The organism is Sediminibacterium sp. GW821-FHT12F12 (assembly GCF_058806635.1).
Genome location: NZ_JBXAPW010000010.1, coordinates 145,007 through 165,338, shown reverse-complemented (window position 1 = coordinate 165,338; position 20,332 = coordinate 145,007). Strand labels below are relative to the sequence as shown.

Here is a 20,332-nt window from a genome sequence, read left to right as displayed (position 1 = left end):
CCGCCTACTATATTACCGGTAACTGTCAGGTTCTGTAAACCAGACAGATTAGTGATGTTCGCTGTTGTAGCACTCAGTACATTAGTAACAGTGGTACCACTTACAGTAAGACCCGTTAAAGTTCCTACAGTGGTAATATTAGGTTGACTCGCAGTAGTTAATGTTCCACTTAATGTGTTCGCACTGATATTACCAGTAACTGTCAGACCATTTAAGCCAGACAGGTTCGTGATCGTTGCTGTTGTTGTACTGATAGAGCCCGCACTTACATTACCACTCGCTGTGATTGCACTCAGATTACCAAGTGCGGTAATGCCGTTTAAAGTTCCTTGTGACAAGGTACCACTAAACGTGCCGCCGGTTATCGTACCGGGAACAGTAAGGTTGCCGATAGTACCTGTTGTACTACTGATATTTCCGGTGGTAGCTGTACCACTTACGCTCAAGCTGCTTAGCGTGCCGATGCTGGTGATATTAGGTTGTGCGGCTGTTGTCAGTGTACCACTTATGGTAGACATATTCGCAAAACCCGTAACTGTGATATTGGTAAAGGTTGATAATCCGGTAATACCTGCAATAGTACCGGGAGAAAGCGTACCACTAAAAGTTCCCCCGACAATTGTTCCCGTTACAGATAGATCAGATAGTTGCCCTACAGATGTAATATTGGGTTGTGCAGCTGTAGTAAGTGTTCCTCCCAGCGTTGTACCGGTAATAGCGCCGGTTGCTGATACAGAAGAAGGTGTGATATTACCCAGGCTCAGGGAAATCGAAGGAGTAGTTGTAGGATTGGTTACAGTGGCAGAAATTCCATTGGCAGGTACCACTGATACAGTGGTTACACCTGTTGCGGGCACATTACCAGAACGCACATAGCCACTTAACATAGCAGCGGTATCTGACACTTTCAACCTGTTGGAAAGCATGGCAGCAGTATCAGAAATCTTCAACCGGTTAGAAAGCATATAAGCTGTATCACTAACCCGTAACAGATTCCTTAACATGTTGGCGGTATCTGTAACAAAAATGAAATTACTGGCAGCCACTTTCCGGAGCGTTCCATTCAAAGTGGTTACTACAGAATCTGTTACTAAACCTGTACCCGATAAACTGATCTGCGAAATGGATTTAGGTTCCCACATATTGGTAACCGCATTCCATTGCAATACCTGTCCCGTAGTGGGTAAGGTTCCGGAGATAGCCCTTCCTACTAATTTACTGGCATTCCAGATAGCAGCTGTGTTATCTGCCACAATGGTTAAGATATTACCATTCTTGGTAACCGAAATTCCATTATTATCACCATTGATCGTGATATCTCCTATCTCACCATTCAGGGTAGTTACCCCTCCGCTAAAAGTTCCAAATGTTACCCAGGCACCTCCCTGACGCACATAAAACTTATCATCACCCGTCTGGTAAACAAGCATACCATTCACCGGTTGCAGAATCAGCGCCGTATCAAATACACGGGGGATCAGTAAAGCTCTGTTAGATGCATCTATTTGTAAAGCTACACTGTTATTCAGAACAGTAGTACTACCTATAACAACTCCTTTTGCATTAACAATAAAGTTGTTAGTCATCCGGAGAGTATCCGTAGCACGGTGTGTTCCGAGGTTATCCCCGAAACGCTGCGCATTGGCTACTGTTACCAATGAGAAGAGCAAGACACAGATAGCTATGACATGCTTTATAAAATTTCTTCTCAAATTACTCACGATCAATTTTTTCTCCGTTAGTCTATATGCTGAATATGTTCCTCAATGTTTGTTTTCATACAATCATTATTGATATATTCAAATTACTTTATTACTACAATCTTATACTGACTACCCAATACTGCCACAGGTATATCTGTATAATTGGCAAAACGTATCCGCACCACATCATCTCCAGCTACCCAGGCACTGTATACCGCCCAGTTCAGGTAATCATCCTGAGGGGTTACAATAATTGGATCACCTTTTCGTACACCCGGTACCGCTACCGTAACAATGGCAGTGGTATTAGGTGGTATACTTACATTGGTTCCACCTACTACATTCAAACTCAGGTTAAAGTTGGTGATGGTAGTCACCGTCTGGTTGGCCGCCTGCGGCGTTTGCCAGTTTACATTACCCAGGCTATCTGTGATCAGAAAGGTATTTGGTGGACCAGGCTGAATACTGGTATTAACATTTGTCACAGTTGCATTACCAGCAAACAAAGCATACGGCACGCTCAGCATCTGTGTTGTTCCCATGTCAAGGTAATTATCTGCCGCTACCCACCAGGCTGCAGGAACAGATGGCTCCACAGCTACTTTCGTATTTAAGAAGAAAGGCCCATTGGCCCAGTCAATCTGCCCGATATCCAGTAAAGTAGTGGTGGCAGATTTGGTACCCCTTCCAATCACAACGGTAAACACCCCATCATCATTAGAATTGGTTACATGCGATTCCTCCCATACTTTCACACCTCCCACAGCCGCCGTCTGGTAAATGATAATTTTTGTATAGATTTTGCGGTTTTTGGCCACGTTTCCCAAAGGATCCTTGGCTACCAGCTGATAGTTCATGGCAGGCGGTGGCTGCGCGATAATCTCTCCGGCTATGAAAACCAGACAGGCCACCACCAAAGTCCTGACTAATAAATGCTTCATAAGATAGATTTATATGAACTAATTGCTATGTAAAACGCTTTTGATTCACAATATATTACCCATATACAGGGAATACTGTAAAATAGTTTTTCATAGGATAAGAATTCCAAAAAATGGTTTTTCATAGGACATATGGCTAATAAATAGTTTTTCATAGGATATCAAAACCATTTGGCCATATAAAGTTGACACTAAATTCCTGTTACAAACCTGAGACTCATCCGTAAAAACGCGTAGTTACATTACTACAAAGATACCTGTTTACGACGATGTGTTTCCTCAGATCTTATTATAATTTTATCAACTTCAGGTTGTAATGCTGACTCATAAAATCAACGCTAACTACATAAGTACCAGCGGCATACGAGGCAACATTCAGTGTATATCCAGCCTGCAATTCCTTCATCGGCACCATTTGGCTCATCATCGGCTTACCTTCCATGCTCAGAATACGTACCTGGCAAGACAGATTTGCATCAAACTGGCCCTCACATTTCAAAATACTGGTGGTATGGGTTGGGTTGGGATATACTTTCAAAGACGTTAAAGAAACCAGCACAGTAGCTACCGGAGGATTTTCCACACAGGCAGCACCAAACACACCTTTTGCATTGGTAGCCTGCGACAGGGTAGACAGACCTGAAGCAACATTCAGGCACTTACCTTTTCCATCACCTACAAATGGGCTACCACCTGTAGCAGTAACGCTACCGGCAGACATCGCAAAAGGCGATATACTGTACGTTGCCTGGGCCATACCTGTAACGCAGGCAAGCATCAGCATAATAAAAAGATATGTTCCTTTTTTAATATGCATAATACACTTCACGCTGCGTTTTCATGTTCAGGGTATACTCAACATCCATCCTGTCGGCTGTGAGTTCGTTAAAACTTAAATAAGGAATAACAATGGGGCCCGCTGGGTTATTGGTAATGGTTTCATACAAAGCGTCACCGCTGCCGATCAACTTCCAGGTACCATTAAATCCGTCAGAATTCACAAAAAAACCACGATATCTAAGGGGATCTGTATTGGTAGGATCTATTGTATAAGTCTTTGTAAACTTGAGTTGTGCATCGGTCAGCGTCTGTTTTACGCTGTTTACATACACTTCTTTTAAGTGCCAGTATTTATTACCTGTACCAGTCAGCAAACGAACCACCTTTTCCTCTCTGGTCTCAATAACCTCAGAACTTTTGGTACATCCTGTTATCAGGATGATGCCAGTAAGAAGGGTTAAAAATGTCAGTTTGATTTTCATGTTGTTCTGGGTAAAAGCTGTTTTGATAACTATACTTATCACTTACGATATTTTTTGCCTTTCAGGCAATTCCTAAAACATGTCGGTGAAAGCAGGTTAACAGAGGAGAACAATTCTTTGATAATGCGAATAACACGATCCGGAATAAGGCATCAGGAGAGTCCCGATAGATCCTTACGGATGTTGCGTTGAATTTCCATTAGAATCAAAGAATGCGTATATATTGGATTGTAAAAGCCAGCTTTTACAAGGATATTGGATTGGATTGTGTCACTGGGTTCTGCACCCTTAGTAGTGATTACACTACAAATGTACATTGATAAAACGACACTTGTAGTATTTTTCATAGTTTTTTTTCAAAAAAAGTCTACAAATAAAAAAGGCCCTGATAATCAGGGCCTTAGGCAAATAATATCTAAATATGTAATTTATACCTTGAAGTGAGAGAAGGCTTTATTAGCTTCTGCCATACGGTGGGTATCTTCTTTCTTTTTGAAAGCAGCACCTTCACCCTTGGCGGCGGCCATGATTTCATTGGCCAGTTTGTCGGCCATAGTACGACCATTCCTTTCGCGGCTATAGCGGATCAGCCATTTCATGCTCAGGGAAATTTTACGGTCTGCACGAACTTCAGCAGGAATCTGGAAGGTAGCTCCACCGATACGGCGGCTACGTACTTCTACAGAGGGAGTAACATTGGCAATTGCCTTTTTCCAGGTTTCATAACCATCTTCGCCGGTGGTTTTGGTTACTTTATCTACTGCATCGTAGAAAATGTTGATAGCAGTACTTTTTTTACCCTGCCACATCAGGTTATTGATAAAACGGGTAACCAGTTTATCGTTAAAACGTCCGTCCGGAGCGAGAGGTAATTTTTTGGCTTGTGCTTTACGCATGTTCTAATTTTTACTTTCGGCTGAATTTCTTCAAGTATTAAAACTTTACTCAGCCTTTTATGGAGAAATTATTTTTTTGCTTTTTCTTTCTTGGTACCGTATTTAGAACGGCTTTTCTTACGGTCTTTCACACCGGCAGTATCCAGACTACCCCGTACAATATGGTAACGTACACCCGGCAGATCCTTTACACGACCCCCACGGATCAGTACAATGGAGTGCTCCTGCAGGTTGTGACCTTCACCAGGGATGTAGGCAATCACCTCGATCTTGTTGGTCAAACGCACTTTCGCTACTTTACGAAGCGCCGAGTTTGGCTTTTTAGGCGTAGTAGTGTACACACGTGTACAAACACCACGACGTTGTGGACAGGAATCCAAAGCCCTGGATTTACTCTTAGCCCTGATAATTTCGCGACCCTTTCTTACTAATTGCTGTATTGTAGGCATTCTAAACCGTTTAAAATTTCGGACGGCAAAGGTAATGGCTGGATCGGAAAAACCAAAATGTTTTCCAAAGTTTTCCATCTTATCTGCTAAAACAAGGCTGGAATACACAAAAAAAGACCTGACGGGCCGTCTTTTGTGGATAAGAACCTGTCCCCGATCTCCTACAGAACTGCCTGCCTCTGCCCGGAAACAAAAGTACAATTACCTGTTTGCCAACCCGTTTTTGCACCCATTTTCGCTGACAGCTTTGTGAACCGTCAGGGGGTTGTGTATTTTCAGGCCGTAACCCCTCCCACTGGATATTTCTTCATCTTAAAATGAACCAGATGAGAGGCCTATTCTATACCTGGGTCCTTCTGTTGGGTATCAGCCTGCCAGCCGGTTATGCCCAAACAGGTTTTACCCCGGTTATCTATACTACCGCAGGTGCTTCCTATAGCCAGCATTTTGACGGCTTACCTGCAACAGGCAGTTTTTCCCTTACGGGGAGGGGACCACTGGCTTTATCGGCTGCCCCCATCAATGCCAGCAACCTCGCTGGCTGGCAATTATGGATGATGGCCGGATCCCACACCAATGCCAGCTTTGCCGCCGGAACGGGCTCTTCTACCGGTAACGGAGTGTATAGCCTGGGAAACAGCAACACTACAGAGAGGGCATTGGGCACTCTTTCGTCCGGTACCGGCCTTTATGCATTCGGACTGATCCTCACTAACCAGACCGGTGACCTGTTGAACAGCTTTACCATCGGCTTCACCGCCGAACAATGGCGGAAAGGAGGCTCTACCAATCCAAACACCTGGACCTTCCATTACAAAACAGGAAATATCAGTACATTAAATGAGGATAGCCTCCGGGAAGAGAACCACCTCAACTTTGGTTCTGTAAACACCAGTTCATCGGGCAGCAGCCTGAACGGGAATCTCCCGGCTAACCAGCAAACCGTTTCTTTTACCGTTTCAGGGATCAGCTGGCGCGATGGTGAACAATTGCTACTCAGATGGGACGATGCAGACGAAACCGGCAGCGATGATATCGTGGCCATGGACGATTTCGCGTTTTCAGCCAGTCTCCAAAGCAGTAAACCCCAGATCAGCCATGTTTCAGCAGATTCTATAACCGCCACCACCGCGATTCTCTCCGCCATAATCAATGACAATGACGCCCCTACCACCCTGCACATCCAATATGATACTTTGCACGCTCTGTCTACGGCATTTACTATCTACCCCAACCCGGATACCCTGGCAGCCGGTTCAGGTAACAGCGCCAGTACTATCAAACTAACCGGATTGTTTTCCGGGAAATCCTATTATTATCGTTTTATCGCTACCAATATCAATGGATCCGACAGCAGCACCATTCAGTCGTTTACTACCTCCATCAGTTTGCCAACAGTCATCACTACCCTTCCCGGAGGCATAAGCACAGAAACCGCTGAATTGGGTGGTACCGTAACTGCACAAGGGGGAGCACCGGTTACAGAAAGAGGTATCGTATGGAAATTGGGGAGTATGCCGACCCTGTCAGATAACCGTATTCTTCAGGGAACGGGTATGGGATTTTTTATGGGTACCATAACCGGATTACCACAGGGGGCTATTATTTATGTTCGTGCCTATGCCATCAACAGCGGAGGAGTAGCTTATGGAAATCAGGAAATCTTCCAGACAAAAAATACCGTACTTGCGCTTGGCCGTACCGGAACGCTAACAACGAACGCAGGTTCCGTTTCTTTCCGGTTGCAGGTAGCTACTCCTGTAACGGGTATCAGTGCCGCCAATTTTGCTGTTATGGCCAATGGTATTACCGGAGCAGCCATTACTTCGGTACTTGGAAGCAGTACCATTTTTACAGTTACTGTTGCCACAGGAAACGGCGATGGACACTTATCAATTGCTTTTGCCAACGACAGTGCTGTATCCACACCTTTTTTCAATACCCCTTTTGCTGCAACGGATTTTTATGAAATAGATAAAACGCCTCCTACCATAAAAGAGGTTTCCATTCCGGCCATCAGCAGAAAAATCGGAGATACGATACCGGTATCGATCCGTGTTGAGAAAGATACAACGCTACTTGCTTTTAACGCCGGTAACCTGGGCGACCTCTCTCTCATGGGTTATACACGTATTAACGATAGCCTCTACACTGCAAACTGTGTTGTAACAGCACATACAAAAGATATGGAAGCGGCAGATAGTGTACCTGTTAGCATTTCGGTAACAGACCCTGCAGGTAATGCCGGTGTTTACCAGTCAATTATCCGGCAGAATACTTACCGGATAGACAGAACAAGGCCCTCCATTACTTTCATGAAATATCCCGGTAAGGGACTATACAAAGCAGGTGATACACTGGTGTTTCTGGCACGGTTTTCAGAGAAGGTCTGGGTTAGTGGCGGTGTTCCTTCTCTTACTATTACCATCGGAACAAGATCACAGATGGCTTTATACGCAGATGGTTCAGGCACGGATAGTCTCACTTTCTTATATATCATACAGAGCGGAGAAAAAGATGCAGATGGTATTAAAACAGCCAGTCTACTTACAACAGGTTCCGCCTTACTCACAGATACGGCCGGCAACATAACACTTAATGGCTTCAGCAACAATTTACCTCCTAACAGCCTGCTGGTGGATGCAGTTTTACCTACGGTTACTGCAGTTACCGTAGAACCAACTATCACTTATACAACAGGCCAGCATCTTGATCTCACCATTCAGTTCAGTAAAAATTGCCGGGTTCTTTCTACGGCAAATAAACCTGTGCTGCCAATCGCCATTGGAAATAAAATCAGGCCCGCTGAATACCTGCAGGGATCCGGCAGCCAGTTGCTCATTTTCCGCTATACCATCCAGGCAGATGATCGGGATACAGATGGCATCAAACCCCTTTCACCCCTGATCAACAACGGACAAGCCATCCGCGATTCAATTGGCAACCCCATAGATACCGTGCTGCATAATATAGCTACTATGCGTATGATCCGGATCAATCCACCCACAATTATTTTAACAGAATTAAAATTGCCGGCAGAACGTGTATACGCATCAGGAGACTCGTTACTTTTCGTTGTAAATTATTCAGAAAATGCTTTCGTAACCGGCACTGAAACACTTCCCTATCTCAACATTATTATCGGGAAAACAAATCGGAGAGCTTATTACTGCATGGGCACAGGAACAACAGCACTTTTTTTTCTTTACCAGGTGCAGGCGGGAGAAGAAGATACAGACGGCATCTCTATGGCTGGCGCCATCAGCCTCAACGGTAATATGATCGCAGATGAAAAAGGATATCCTGCACCAGTAAGTTTTGCGCCCATCATCAACAAAGGAAAAATACAGATCGATGCCATCGCCCCTTTCATCAAAACAATCGGATTGCCGGCCAATAAAATGTATGGGAGAGAGGATTCGCTCTCATTCATCGTCACATTTTCAAAACCTGTTTTTGTTGCAGAAAGAGATACGGTATTCCTCGCACTGAGAATCGGAAGCCAACAAAAAAAACTGGCTCACCAACGAAATCAAAACTTATTTCAATTATTATTCAGCTACCGGATTCAAACGGGAGATCTTGATAAAAACGGGGTCAGTATGGGCACGTCATTATCAGCTGCAGATAATAGCCTACAGGATAGTATCGGCAACCAGGCAACGCTTACTTATGCAGCCGGACTGGCTGCAGGAATCAGGATAGATGCTGTATCGCCGGAATTTTCCAATACAACAGATTCATTGCTGATCTGCGAAAACAGCCCTTCTGTTTCTTTGGCAGAATGGTTAACTGTCAACGACGAAGAAAGCGGTGAAACAGTGTATGGCGGGATACAGGCGGGTAGTAAAACCGATTTGATTTCTCTTGCAAAATTCACGACTACCAGCACCGGTAAAAAAATACTTTTTTCAGGAATCAGTTACAAACCCATTACAGCTGCTACAGGTATAGATACACTAACCGTCACTATCAGTGATGGAGTAAACACCACGCAGAAGAAAATATACATCCAGATAACCCCTGCCATCCATAACAACCAGATCAGTGCACCTGAAGTGGTTTGTGCGGATAAAACAGTACCACTATTACAGGGTTCCTCTCCCACCGGAGGAAACGGTCAGTATCTTTTTTACTGGCAAACAGCCTCTTCATCAGACTCTACCAAGTTCAGCCAGGCAGCAGGTAATTTTCAAACAGTTCATTATCAACCTGCCAACCTGATAACCACCAACTGGTTTCGCAGAATGGTGCAGTCTGGCGGTTGTGTGGATAGCAGCCTTACCGCAAAAATCATCTCCCTGAAAAATGGATTATGGCTGGGCACGGATAACAGTAACTGGAACGAGACCGGTAACTGGTGCGGTTCTCTCATCCCCACTCCTACAACAGATGTATTCGTATATCCTGCCACTTTACACCAGCCACAAATCAATGATACAGCCAGTTGTCATCAACTGGTAATAGCAAACAATACTTCTCTCCGGATCAATGGCATTATACAAGTATATGGAAACCTGGAAGCGGATGCCGGGCAACTACAGGCAGAGAAAGGTACACTGGTATTCAGCGGCCAATCAATGCAGCAGGTTTCCGGAAAAACTTTCAGACAGTCCACCATTAAAAATATAGTCGTGAATAATCCGAATGGATTACTCGTTACAGATACCATTTTTATTACCGGCACGTTAAAACTAAATGCCGGCAAACTTTATACACGTAACCAGGTATGGTTGAAGGAGAATGCCAGTATTGGCCCTTCTGCTGCCGTAACCGGTATTGAGGGAAATATGATGGCTACAGAACTGATCAGAGGGGGAAGGCGGAGTTTTCGGTTGCTGGCCCACCCTTTTTCGCATCCGATTGGCCTTAACATGATCAAGGACAGCATAGATATTACCGGAGAAGCAGGCAGCTTCCGCGGATTTACGCCTACCCAAACCAATACCCCATCCGCTTTTTATTTTGATCACCACAATGCTAACGATTCCACGGGTGTGGAAACCGGATGGTTACCCTTCACAGACACCAATGGCAAAAATGAAAACGCCTGGAACCCGATGGAAGGCATCCGGCTGCTCGTAAGGGGTAAACCCGGACAGGGACTGGATGGTACACCCGCCGGCGATGGCAGCAACGGAACTTATCTCCCTTTGCCGGTAAGATTACAATACAAAGGTGAAATCAAAATTGGCGACAGGGAAAAAACATTGCCGGTTAGCAGCACAGAAACCTATCATAGCATTGGTAATCCTTACCTGTCCAATATCGATCTTTCACGGGTCAGCAGAACAGCAGGAATCAGCCGGCATTACTGGTTGTGGAATCCGCTGCAGGGAAAACAAGGTGGGTATACCAGTTATCCGTTCATCGTAAAAAACATAGTACCCAAATTTGGCGCTTTCCTCATTACCACTCATGCGGATGCGGCACAGCAATTATTATTTAGTGAGAACAGTAAATCGGCGGATCCTGCGCCGGATACCATTCCCTCTATCCGAACAGATGAATGGTATTATGTGGAGCTGAGACTCGAAACAGATACTATTTTCTGGGACCGGCTGCTGCTGGTACAGCTGGATAGCGCCCGTTGGGGTATCGACAAAAATGATGCAGCAAAACTGCTCAACAGCGAAGTCAACTTTTACAGTCTTTTACAAAACGGAAAAATGCTTTCGATCGATGCAAGGCCTTACAACAATATATCCACCATCACACTTGGTATCGAAAGCAAACAACCCCAAACATTCCGCATCAGGGTAAGTGCCGCCAGTTTGCTGCCCGGCAATACACTGATGTTGCACGACAAATGGCTGAACCAATGGATGCCGCTTACCAAAGACAGTAGTTATGCTTTCTCCGTTACCACGGATACTGCCACACAGGGCAATCAACGTTTTGAGATCAGCAGCCGCAAAAAAAAGACAGACAGTATTGGGCATGAAAAAATTAGACTTAACATGAGCCCGGTACCGGCCAGTAACCAATTACAGGTTTCGTTTGTAGCAGAAGAAAAAGGCAATACCTCTGTCAGAATTCTCAGTTTATCAGGCAAGCCATTAAAAGTGGTTTCGCTGGGTATGGTAAAGGAAGCAAAGGTATTGATACCGGTGGGAGAGCTGTTCAGAGGACTGTACCTGCTGGAACTTCGTTGTGGCAAAGAAGTACGCAGCCGCAAATTCATCAAGGACTGAGCAAAAAATAGCCACAGATGCGAGGCAAAACCGTACATCTGTGGCTATGAAACTGATAACTTATATTTTAACCAGCCAGCCATGTGTATCCGGCACTTCACCGTTACGGATGGCATTCAGGCGCTTTTTCAGTTCAGGGGCAACTTCCCAGGTGTCTGTGTTAAAGTGCATTACGTAGTCCTTATACTTCAGTTCTTTAATCAACGAAATAGTGGCAGCAGTTCCGGTACCAAATACTTCGCGTAACTGGCCGGATCTGTGCGCCTCCATCAATTCATCAACACTGATCTTCGCTTCCACCACTTCCAGTCCCATTTCTTTTAAAACAGTAATAGCACTGTCGCGCGTAACGCCCGCCAGTATCGTCCCATCTTCCAGAGAAGGGGTTATGGCTTTATTACCGATGATAAAGAAAACATTCATGGTTCCTACTTCCTGCAGGTATTTGTGTTCAAAAGCATCGGTCCACAACACCTGGTCATACCCCTGTTGTTTGGCCAGTGCGGTAGCATGCATACTGGCGCCGTAGTTACCCGCATTTTTGGCAAAACCAACGCCACCGGGTGCTGCACGGGTATAGGTTTCTTCTACATATATCTTCATGGGAGCTGCGTAATAAGGGCCGGTTGGGCTGAGGATGATCATGAACTTATAGGTCTCAGAAGGTTTTACGCCGATCACCGGATCTGAAGAAAACATAAAGGGACGGATATACAGGGAATGCTCGGGCAGAGAAGGGATCCAGTTTTTATCCAGCGCAATCAGCTGACGCATTCCTTCCATAAAAATTTCTTCGGGTACGGTAGGCATCTGCATTCTTTCGGCAGAAATATTAAACCGTTTGAAGTTATCGAACGGACGGAAAATTGCCGCATTACCCGCTGCGTCTTTATAGGCTTTGATGCCTTCAAAAATGGCCTGCCCATAATGCAGGGCAGCCAGCGAAGGTTCCATCAACAGGGGTTGGTAAGGTTTGATCTCCACGTTCTTCCACTCACCATTCTCATAATCCGCTTCCAGCATATGGTCGGTGAAATAGCGGCCAAAAGGAAGGTTCTCCAGCTGGGTTCCGGTTAATTTACTCGTTTCAACTTTCGTGATCTTTATGTCTGCTGCTGCTACCATAGTTTTATATTTGACGCAAATAAACAAAAAATTTAAAAACTAACGACTGTTAATATTTCCAACGGTATGAATGAAGAAAATACCCGGTTACCCGATTTCCTGCTTGCCGATCTGTATAAAAACAGCCTTGTTATTACCCAGGATGCGTTGAAAACAGAGAGAAAACTAGCCAAACCGGAGGCTCCGGCAAGCGAACGTCAGTGGTTTCTGGGAAGCAATTTACGAAAAATTACGCTGTTGGTCAGCGAAAAACAGGCCGTGTACCTGCAGGACGAATCCCTCCAGTTCCTTTCTTCTATTCTGGGGGCCTGTAAGCTGAACCTGGGAGATGTAGCCATCGTAAATTACCAGAACGACCCGGTAAGTTACCCACTGCTGAAAGAAAAGCTGCAACCGGCATTTCTGCTCCTGTTTGGCGTAACGGCCGCTCAAGTGGCTTTACCCTTCACTATCCCCCATTACCAGGTGCAGAAATACGACAATTGCCAAATCCTCCTTGCCCCCCCACTGGATCAAATGCTGGGTACCAGCCAGGAAGCCAAACTCGAAAAAAGTAAACTTTGGCTTTGTTTAAAAAAGATGTTCAACATATAAATTACATCCAATACGATCCGCAGAGAAAAGACCCTGTTATGACCAAACTGATCTTCGCCACCAATAACCAGCATAAAGTAGCGGAACTCCGCAGTTTAACCGGACCCACATTTGACATCATTACCTTGCAGCAAGCTGGCATTGATATCGATATTCCCGAACCGCATGATACACTGGAAGCCAATGCTACCGAAAAATCGCAGACCATTCACCAGCTTACAAAACAGAACTGTTTTAGTGAAGACACGGGACTGGAAGTGGAAGCCCTGAACGGAGAACCTGGCGTAAAAAGTGCCCGTTATGCAGGAGATGGCCGGGATTTTCAGCAGAACATTGATAAACTACTGGCCAAACTCAAAGGAAACACCAACCGGCAGGCGCAGTTCAGAACGGTCATCTCACTGATCCATGATAACAAAGAATACCAGTTTGAAGGCATCTGCAAAGGAAAAATAACCGAAGACCAGCAGGGAAACAAAGGTTTTGGTTATGATCCTGTTTTTATTCCCGATGGTGCAGACAAATCTTTTGCAGAAATGACGATGGAAGAAAAGAACCAATACAGTCACCGCCAGAAAGCCGTTACCCAACTCATTCAATTTTTACACAGCCTGTAATATGAACCGGATCAAGATCGACCTGCCCGAAACCTTTCTGTTTGCCGTTACCCTTCGCATACGGGTAACGGACCTGAATTACGGCGGACATGTGGGTAACGACAGTTTTCTCTCACTGATACAGGAAGCCCGGCAACAGTTTCTGCTGTCGCATGGTTACCGCGAACTATCCATCGGCGGTGTAGGATTGATCATGGCCGATGTGGCTATCGAATTCAAAAAAGAACTCAACTATGGCGATGAAGTAAAGATCTCCGTTGCTGCAACCGGTTTTGACAAACTGGGGTTTGATCTTCTTTACAAAATGGAAGTACTACAGGATAACGAGTTATTGTTGGCAGGTAAAGCCAAAACCGGTATGATGTGTTATGATTATTCGTTGAAGAAAAAAACCGCGGTACCACAGGAAGTAATTACAAAATTAGCTGGCAGCTGATCAGCTGTTCCAGATCCGCCAGCTCTCTTCTGCCTGTAGGATCAGCATTTCCTGTCCGTTTTGCGTGGTGGCCCCCTGTGCTTTCCCGTTAGCCAGAAATTGAGTCTCAGCAGGATTATAAATCAGATCGTATAAATGATGTCGAGGGGTAAGAAAGCGGTAAGGCAGGTCCGGGCATTCTGTTACGTTCGGATACATACCCAATGGAGTGGTATTAATCAGTAAATGATGGGTAGCCAGTATCTGTTCATCCACCTGTTCATATGCAACCGCATTACCCGAAGCCATCCGCGAAACATACTGAACAGTGATACCGAGTTTGTGTAACACATATTCCACTGCAGCGGAGGCTCCGCCCGTTCCCAGTACCAACGCCTTTGCATGATGCGGTTGCAGAAAAGGTTTCAGCGATTCTTCAAATCCTACCACATCGGTATTGTATCCGGTTAGTTTCCCTGCTTTGATCTGAACACAGTTACAGGCACCAACGGCTGCTACTACGGGCGAAACTTCATCCAGAAAAGAGAGTACCTTTTTTTTATAGGGTATGGTGATATTAAAACCGCAGAGGTCTTTTTTTTCCTGCAATACGAGCGCCATTTCATCGATGCTGGGCAACGAGAAATTCTCGTACACACAATCAGTGAGACCCAGTTGGGCAAATTTTTCAGTAAAATATTTCTGTGAGAAAGAATGCGACAGCGGGTATCCCAACAGACCAAAACGGCGCATAGCTTATTTTTTATTGAGATACAGATCAAACGTGTCTCCTCTCAAACCAATCCGCATCGCTTCCAATGGAATAACTTCATTAGGGGCAATGTTACCGAGATTCACATTACAGCCGATCAGTTCCAGAAAATACAACTGCTGTGCTTTTTGTGGCGCTTCCCAGATGATTTTTTCGGCAGGGATCTGTGTAAGAATTTCCTGTACCAGTCCTTCCCTTACTTCACCACTTCCACGATAGATGCCTACGTTTCCCGCTTCGCGGGCTTCAGCAATCACATAAGAAGAACCGGCTTCCAGTTCGGCCCGCATCAGTTCGATCCATTTATAGGGAGGAATGATATGTGCCGCATCCTTACTGCCCACTTCGCTCAGCACGGTAGCATGTTTGGTTAGCTTCTCAATATACCCGCATTTCTCGGCATGCGGAATACTGATGGAACCATCACTTACTTCCACATAAGAAATGCCATAATCCTTACACACAGCGATATAATCATCAAACTGGTTACGGATCAGAAAGGCTTCGAATAAAGTTCCACCGAAATAAATAGGAATATTATGGGAATGATATACTTCAATCTTCTCACGCAGATTCGGTGTTACAAACGAAGTTCCGAAACCCAGCTTTACAATATCAATATGCGGTCTTGTTACGCTGATAAAATCATGCACTTCATTAATGCTGAGTCCTTTGTCCATCACCATGGTTAATCCTGATGTTCTGGGCTGTGCGGTGCGTTCGGGGATCTGGGTAAGGGTAAAATTCATGGGTTACAAACTTTTTTCCGGCGCAAAAATACGTGAAACGGGCGAGTGTAGGATTCAACAATCTGATGACTACCAGAAATTTATCAAATCTTTTTCCCTTTTTTGTAGCGGGCCACAATATCCACTACCTGGTTATTCTGCAGGATGGCAGGATTGAGATCGATAAATTTCTTCAGTTGACGCGGTGCTTTCTCCATGGCCATTTCCAGCTTCTGCAAAGCATCTTTGGATTTACCCTGTGCAAAAAGTATTGTGCTGTAATAAAACAGGAATACCGCTTTACCATCTGTGGCTTTCATGGCAGCGATACATTGTTCAATTCCTTCTTCATACAGTTCGGCTTTGATAAGGCAACGGATCAGGGCTTCCCAGCCAGCTACATTTTTGGGCTTATGCCGCACCACGGTTCCAAAATACTGGATCGCATCTTTGAATTGCTGAAGGTGCATTTTACATTCGCCCATGGCCAGGTTATACTCCGGTACTGTGCGGTGAATGCGCATGGCATTCTCTAATTGCCTGATGGCCGGCTGCCATTGCTCTTCCAGCATATAGGTAACCGCAATTTTATAATGCAGTTTGCTATCATCCGGATTCAGATGCACCGCTTTTTTATAATGAAACCTTGCCTGTGCATAATTCTCCATCCGGTGATAACAATGGCCGATGGCTTCATAAATCACGTCTTCCGGACGGGTCAGTTCCAGCACTTTTTCCAGCACTTCAATGGCTTCCTTGTATTTGCGGAGGCGCAGGTAAGCATCTCCCATATTCCGGTAAGCATAATCAAATTTTTCATCAATGGCTACCGCATATTGATAGGCATCGATCGATTTTTCATAGAGCTTTAATCCCTGGAAAGCGGCTGCCAGGTTAAACCAGGCCAGTTCACTGAACGGGAATTCCTCAATGATCTGCTGGTGCAAACGGATACTTTCCTCGTTCCGGCCGGTAAAATCGGTCCAGAAACAGATCTTATACAAAGCTTCCTCATTGTTCGGCTCTGCCTCCAGTATCAGTTTCAGACAGTCAAATACCTTGTCAAACTCTTCATAATCATCATATACATCAGCCAGTTCGAACAGCAGGTCTATTTTTTCCTCCCCCTCAAACAGATGTAAGGCAGCTTCCAGCAATTCTACCGCTTTGGACTGTTGATCCAGCGCCAGGTACGCATCTGTTTTTAAAATATATAAGTTCAGATCGCTGCTATCATATAGTTCCGCCACTTCCAGTATATCCAGCGCTTCCCGGTATTTACGGGTAGCCAGTAACAGGTCGGCTTTTTTGATCATTAACTGGGAAGAATAGGGAAACTGCGATAAACCGGTCTCGGCGGCTTCGAGTGCCTCCGGAAGGTTGTCTTTTTCGTCGTAATAGTCGATAATACGCTCAAAAGCATCCTCTTCGAGGAAAGCATGGGTTCGGCCATTCTTGAGATTCTGGTACTGCCTGAGTAGTTCTTTTAGCTCTTCGCGGTCTTCGCGATACGGATTTTCTCGCATGGCTATTAGGTTTATACAATTTATGATAAAAAACCAGCTTTTTTGGGGTTTTTAGTAACTTTTTGGACTTGTTAACGTTTGTTAATAAAATCAGAATTGTCTGATATTTAAGAAAAGAGTATTTTTGTAAAAATGAGTATTCGCCAAAATAGTAAAAAAGTCGCCTTTGTTGCCCTTCTGCTGATGGGTATACAGGTAGCTTATGCGGCATTCTCATTCACTGGTATCACTGATGAAAAGACCAGAAGCAGTAAATACTCTTTCAAACACCTGAGTTCTTTATCACACAAAAGTCTTTCCTTCTCTTCGCTTAAATCAAGCCTGCAATACAAAGGACCTTCTACCTCTCTTACCAAAGAGAACGGTTCCGGTTCTGAAGTAAGTTCCATGCTGCGTTTTGATAACGGAAACACCACTTATGTGTATCCTTATAAGTTCAAAGTAAAGGCGCCCAAATTCAAAACGCCTGCTCCTCCGCAGAATTAATTCAGCAAACGGTATCCACTTACAGGGATGTCAAAACGTGAAGCCGGTACAGGGCTAAGGTTAATTTTTGAGGCAGTATACCTGATCTTTTTTCCTTCTGCTTCCTGCGATTCAAATTCGAGTACAAAACCCGGTATGTCTTTAAACTGGTACTCAAACTCTTTTACAGAAGGAATAATGGCTGTAGCATAATAAAGCGTAAATACAGTGCCGTCTTTCAATTGCATCAGTGCTTTTTTGCATTCATAACCCAGAATAGTTTTGGTTTCAGCCGATAGGATTACCGACATGCCATCATATTTTTTGTTCTCTTCCTTCCATCTCGCATTATCCAGTTTCGTCATGAACTTATTATTGCCAAACTCGCGCAGGATCACGGCAGAACCGGTTGATTTGTTATAGATCAGTGACTGGGTAAAAGTAGGACTCACCAGATCCGTACGACTGTCATTTCCCTTGATATAAACATTCTTGGTACTGGCTTTCAGCGATTCTGTTACATCTTTATCCGCACTGCCTTCTTCGGCACTGATGGCATAGCTGACACTGCAATCAGCTATAACCCTTTGCGCATACACCTGCGTAAAGCTTACAGATACTGCCAGTAAAACGAGGGTAAAAAGCTTCATGTATACTTATTTTCAGATGAATAGTTCTCTCCGAAGATACTCAAAATAAAGGCCGGGTATTGTTAAATAAGATCGGGGACCACTGAAACGGATCAAATCCATTGCAACGGTCCCCGGTCCGGTTACAGGTATGTTTATTTCTTTTTCTGTGTCTTATCCTTCAGATCCTGGATTTTCTTCTGGCTCTCCATCATCTGCTCATAACGCTCCTGCCATTTGCTCTTGGTTTTGGGCGTTTTCCTTTTTATCTCAATCTTAGCCAGTATCTTATCATGATCAATGATATAGTTCTGGATCACAAACTGCAATCCCAGCGTTACCAGGTTTGATACCGTATAGTACCAGGTAAGCGCCGAAGGCAGTTTGTTGAAGATAAATAATAGCATGAACGGGAAGATATACGGCATGTATTTCAGTGCCGGATTATCCTGTGTGGGTGTCATGCTCATATTGTAAATCGAAATCAGGAAACTGGTGGCCACCGCCGTGATAGTGAACAAACTGATATGATCGCCAAATGCTGGGATCACGAAGGGCAGGTGTGCAATCGAATCGTACGAAGACAGGTCATGGCTCCAGAGAAATTCCTGTCCGCGCAGACTGATATTCGAGTTAAAGAAACTATACAGGGCAAAGAAGATAGGGATCTGTAACAGGGCAGGAATACATCCCCCCAGCGGGTTAACCCCTGCCTCGCGGAATAATTTCATCTGCTCCATGGCAAAGCCCTGCTGGTCGCTGCCGAATTTCTTTTTTAACTCATCCAGTTCCGGACGCAGCACTTTCATTTTAGCACCGCTGAGGTAACTGCTGTAAGTAAGTGGTGCAGTTACAATGCGGATGAACAAAGTGAGCAACAATACCACCCAGCCATAATTCTTTACAAAACCTGCAAAGAAATCAAATACATTCATGATGATGTATTTGTTGATCGGGCGTACAAAAGAATACATATCACGTCCCAGGTTCACGATCTTGTCCATTTCAGGCGCCTGGTTTTTCAGGATCCCATACTCACTCGGACCATAATACAGCTGAAAAGGAACACTCAGCGAAGCGCTGACGGGCAGTTTGGCCTGCAGCGATACATCAGCCGTTGCAAGCCCTCTGCTGGAATCTGTTTTACGGCTCCACTGGATCTGACCGGTATTGAAATTATTTTTAGCCACCAGTGTGCTGTTAAAGAACTGCTGTACCACACTTACCCACTGTATGGGCTTCTCAAATTTCCATTCGTTCTTGGCCGAGATATAATCGAACTCATTGCCTTCTGAGAAACAGATATTCGACATCTGTCTTTCGTAATCGGTAGTTCTTTCTAACTGGAATGTTTCTGCACGCCAGTTCACATTCAATAAACCCTGGCTCAGTAATTTATCCGCTCCGTTCATCGACACGTTCCAGTCGAGCATATAATTATCTTCTTTCAGGATATACTGGTGTGTTACAGTTTCGCCATTGGCACCGGTAAGGGTGAAGCTTACAGACTGACTTTTATCTGTATTGGTTACAGGCTGTGAAGCTGCAAAGAAGAGGTTACTGGTTTGCGCAGACTGGTTCGCAGAAGTATTGATGGCATAACCGATCTGGCTTTGCTCAGACAACACTACTTGTTTTCCATCTACAGAAGATTTGTAATTTTTCAGTTCCACTTTGCGAACCTGTCCACCCTTGTTGGAGAAAGTAACTTTCATCACTTTGTTTTCCAGGGTAACCAGTTGTTCGGTACCGATGGCAGCTGTGGTAAAATCGCCGGCAGCAGATACGCGTGAAACAGAATCCCTGTGCAGAGAGTCGATCTTGGCAGTAAGGGTATCAGATGCTTTGATATTGGCAGCAGCCACCCGCCTGATGGAATCTTCCTGTTTTTGTTTGATGGCCAGCATTTCATTCTGCTGTTTATTGCTGAACCAGAAATAAGCAAAAAACAAAAGGCCAAGCAAAACAAAACCAATGACCGTATTCTTGTCCGTCTTCATACTATATTTTATTGAG

The 20,332-nt window shown here is 44.7% G+C and carries 17 protein-coding genes; 5 read left to right on the top strand and 12 right to left on the bottom strand.

The window, feature by feature from the left end; translation table 11 throughout:
• The 6 genes from AC1RNB_RS14365 to rpsL all read right to left on the bottom strand — a co-directional run.
• A partial coding sequence (locus tag AC1RNB_RS14365) for a beta strand repeat-containing protein (RefSeq protein WP_493083865.1) occupies positions 1-1,721 on the bottom strand: 1,721 nt, incomplete at its 3' end.
• 83 nt (positions 1,722-1,804) lie between these two features.
• Entirely contained in the window at positions 1,805-2,644 is an 840-nt protein-coding gene (locus AC1RNB_RS14360; protein ID WP_493083863.1) for a hypothetical protein, read from the bottom strand.
• Positions 2,645-2,933: 289 nt separating this feature from the next.
• Positions 2,934-3,428, bottom strand: a complete 495-nt coding sequence (locus AC1RNB_RS14355; protein WP_493083862.1) for a T9SS type A sorting domain-containing protein — start codon at positions 3,426-3,428, stop codon at positions 2,934-2,936.
• 22 nt (positions 3,429-3,450) lie between these two features.
• Positions 3,451-3,906: a hypothetical protein gene (locus AC1RNB_RS14350; RefSeq protein WP_493083860.1), complete on the bottom strand. Its 456-nt coding sequence runs from the start codon at positions 3,904-3,906 to the stop codon at positions 3,451-3,453.
• A gap of 428 nt (positions 3,907-4,334) precedes the next feature.
• Complete coding sequence (gene rpsG / locus AC1RNB_RS14345; protein ID WP_493083858.1) at positions 4,335-4,802, bottom strand: 30S ribosomal protein S7; 468 nt, start codon at positions 4,800-4,802, stop codon at positions 4,335-4,337.
• A 68-nt stretch (positions 4,803-4,870) separates the two neighbouring features.
• Positions 4,871-5,251, bottom strand: coding sequence for a 30S ribosomal protein S12 (gene rpsL / locus AC1RNB_RS14340; protein ID WP_493083856.1), 381 nt, complete (start codon positions 5,249-5,251; stop codon positions 4,871-4,873).
• 326 nt (positions 5,252-5,577) lie between these two features.
• Here rpsL and AC1RNB_RS14335 point away from each other — a divergent pair, with 326 nt between their 5' ends.
• The gene (locus AC1RNB_RS14335) at positions 5,578-11,445 is read left to right on the top strand and encodes a DUF8696 domain-containing protein (protein WP_493083855.1); all 5,868 of its coding nucleotides are present in this window, start codon (positions 5,578-5,580) and stop codon (positions 11,443-11,445) included.
• Positions 11,446-11,505: 60 nt separating this feature from the next.
• On the opposite strand, the gene AC1RNB_RS14330 is transcribed toward AC1RNB_RS14335, so the two are convergent.
• Positions 11,506-12,570: a branched-chain amino acid aminotransferase gene (locus AC1RNB_RS14330; protein ID WP_493083853.1), complete on the bottom strand. Its 1,065-nt coding sequence runs from the start codon at positions 12,568-12,570 to the stop codon at positions 11,506-11,508.
• A gap of 66 nt (positions 12,571-12,636) precedes the next feature.
• On the opposite strand from AC1RNB_RS14330, the gene AC1RNB_RS14325 reads away from it, so the two are divergent.
• The 3 genes from AC1RNB_RS14325 to AC1RNB_RS14315 are packed head-to-tail and all read left to right on the top strand — an operon-like array spanning position 12,637 to position 14,217.
• Complete coding sequence (locus AC1RNB_RS14325) at positions 12,637-13,164, top strand: hypothetical protein (protein ID WP_493083851.1); 528 nt, start codon at positions 12,637-12,639, stop codon at positions 13,162-13,164.
• 38 nt (positions 13,165-13,202) lie between these two features.
• A complete protein-coding gene (rdgB, locus tag AC1RNB_RS14320) occupies positions 13,203-13,781 on the top strand; it encodes an RdgB/HAM1 family non-canonical purine NTP pyrophosphatase (RefSeq protein ID WP_493083849.1) in 579 nt (192 codons plus the stop codon).
• A gap of 1 nt (position 13,782) precedes the next feature.
• Complete coding sequence (locus tag AC1RNB_RS14315; RefSeq protein WP_493083847.1) at positions 13,783-14,217, top strand: acyl-CoA thioesterase; 435 nt, start codon at positions 13,783-13,785, stop codon at positions 14,215-14,217.
• On the opposite strand, the gene AC1RNB_RS14310 is transcribed toward AC1RNB_RS14315, so the two are convergent.
• The 3 genes from AC1RNB_RS14310 to AC1RNB_RS14300 all read right to left on the bottom strand — a co-directional run bounded on the left by AC1RNB_RS14310 (position 14,218) and on the right by AC1RNB_RS14300 (position 17,222).
• Complete coding sequence (locus AC1RNB_RS14310; protein ID WP_493083845.1) at positions 14,218-14,949, bottom strand: shikimate dehydrogenase family protein; 732 nt, start codon at positions 14,947-14,949, stop codon at positions 14,218-14,220.
• A 3-nt stretch (positions 14,950-14,952) separates the two neighbouring features.
• Positions 14,953-15,717 (bottom strand): phosphosulfolactate synthase, encoded by a 765-nt coding sequence (locus AC1RNB_RS14305; protein ID WP_493083843.1) that lies wholly within the window; start codon positions 15,715-15,717, stop codon positions 14,953-14,955.
• Positions 15,718-15,800: 83 nt separating this feature from the next.
• Positions 15,801-17,222, bottom strand: coding sequence for a tetratricopeptide repeat protein (locus tag AC1RNB_RS14300; protein WP_493083841.1), 1,422 nt, complete (start codon positions 17,220-17,222; stop codon positions 15,801-15,803).
• A 132-nt stretch (positions 17,223-17,354) separates the two neighbouring features.
• Between AC1RNB_RS14300 and AC1RNB_RS14295 the strand changes: the two genes are divergently transcribed.
• Positions 17,355-17,708 carry a hypothetical protein gene (locus AC1RNB_RS14295; RefSeq protein WP_493083840.1) on the top strand — a complete coding sequence of 118 codons (354 nt, stop codon included), beginning with the start codon at positions 17,355-17,357 and terminating at the stop codon, positions 17,706-17,708.
• On the opposite strand, the gene AC1RNB_RS14290 is transcribed toward AC1RNB_RS14295, so the two are convergent.
• Positions 17,705-18,337: a hypothetical protein gene (locus tag AC1RNB_RS14290; RefSeq protein WP_493083838.1), complete on the bottom strand. Its 633-nt coding sequence runs from the start codon at positions 18,335-18,337 to the stop codon at positions 17,705-17,707. The two genes, AC1RNB_RS14295 and AC1RNB_RS14290, sit on opposite strands and share 4 nt — an antisense overlap.
• A 134-nt stretch (positions 18,338-18,471) precedes the next feature.
• The gene (gene yidC, locus AC1RNB_RS14285; RefSeq protein WP_493083836.1) at positions 18,472-20,316 is read right to left on the bottom strand and encodes a membrane protein insertase YidC; all 1,845 of its coding nucleotides are present in this window, start codon (positions 20,314-20,316) and stop codon (positions 18,472-18,474) included.
• Between the last annotated feature and the right edge of the window lie 16 nt (positions 20,317-20,332).

What these genes read in the sequence shown, in the direction of transcription:
- AC1RNB_RS14330 (WP_493083853.1), bottom strand. Translation starts at nt 12,570, where the DNA reads ATGGTAGCAGCAGCAGACATAAAGATCACGAAAGTTGAAACGAGTAAA.
- AC1RNB_RS14325 (WP_493083851.1), top strand. Translation starts at nt 12,637, where the DNA reads ATGAATGAAGAAAATACCCGGTTACCCGATTTCCTGCTTGCCGATCTG.
- AC1RNB_RS14315 (WP_493083847.1), top strand. Translation starts at nt 13,783, where the DNA reads ATGAACCGGATCAAGATCGACCTGCCCGAAACCTTTCTGTTTGCCGTT.
- AC1RNB_RS14300 (WP_493083841.1), bottom strand. Translation starts at nt 17,222, where the DNA reads ATGCGAGAAAATCCGTATCGCGAAGACCGCGAAGAGCTAAAAGAACTA.
- rpsL (WP_493083856.1), bottom strand. Translation starts at nt 5,251, where the DNA reads ATGCCTACAATACAGCAATTAGTAAGAAAGGGTCGCGAAATTATCAGG.
- AC1RNB_RS14350 (WP_493083860.1), bottom strand. Translation starts at nt 3,906, where the DNA reads ATGAAAATCAAACTGACATTTTTAACCCTTCTTACTGGCATCATCCTG.
- AC1RNB_RS14305 (WP_493083843.1), bottom strand. Translation starts at nt 15,717, where the DNA reads ATGAATTTTACCCTTACCCAGATCCCCGAACGCACCGCACAGCCCAGA.
- AC1RNB_RS14335 (WP_493083855.1), top strand. Translation starts at nt 5,578, where the DNA reads ATGAGAGGCCTATTCTATACCTGGGTCCTTCTGTTGGGTATCAGCCTG.
- AC1RNB_RS14360 (WP_493083863.1), bottom strand. Translation starts at nt 2,644, where the DNA reads ATGAAGCATTTATTAGTCAGGACTTTGGTGGTGGCCTGTCTGGTTTTC.
- AC1RNB_RS14290 (WP_493083838.1), bottom strand. Translation starts at nt 18,337, where the DNA reads ATGAAGCTTTTTACCCTCGTTTTACTGGCAGTATCTGTAAGCTTTACG.
- yidC (WP_493083836.1), bottom strand. Translation starts at nt 20,316, where the DNA reads ATGAAGACGGACAAGAATACGGTCATTGGTTTTGTTTTGCTTGGCCTT.
- AC1RNB_RS14295 (WP_493083840.1), top strand. Translation starts at nt 17,355, where the DNA reads ATGAGTATTCGCCAAAATAGTAAAAAAGTCGCCTTTGTTGCCCTTCTG.
- rdgB (WP_493083849.1), top strand. Translation starts at nt 13,203, where the DNA reads ATGACCAAACTGATCTTCGCCACCAATAACCAGCATAAAGTAGCGGAA.
- rpsG (WP_493083858.1), bottom strand. Translation starts at nt 4,802, where the DNA reads ATGCGTAAAGCACAAGCCAAAAAATTACCTCTCGCTCCGGACGGACGT.
- AC1RNB_RS14310 (WP_493083845.1), bottom strand. Translation starts at nt 14,949, where the DNA reads ATGCGCCGTTTTGGTCTGTTGGGATACCCGCTGTCGCATTCTTTCTCA.
- AC1RNB_RS14355 (WP_493083862.1), bottom strand. Translation starts at nt 3,428, where the DNA reads ATGCTGATGCTTGCCTGCGTTACAGGTATGGCCCAGGCAACGTACAGT.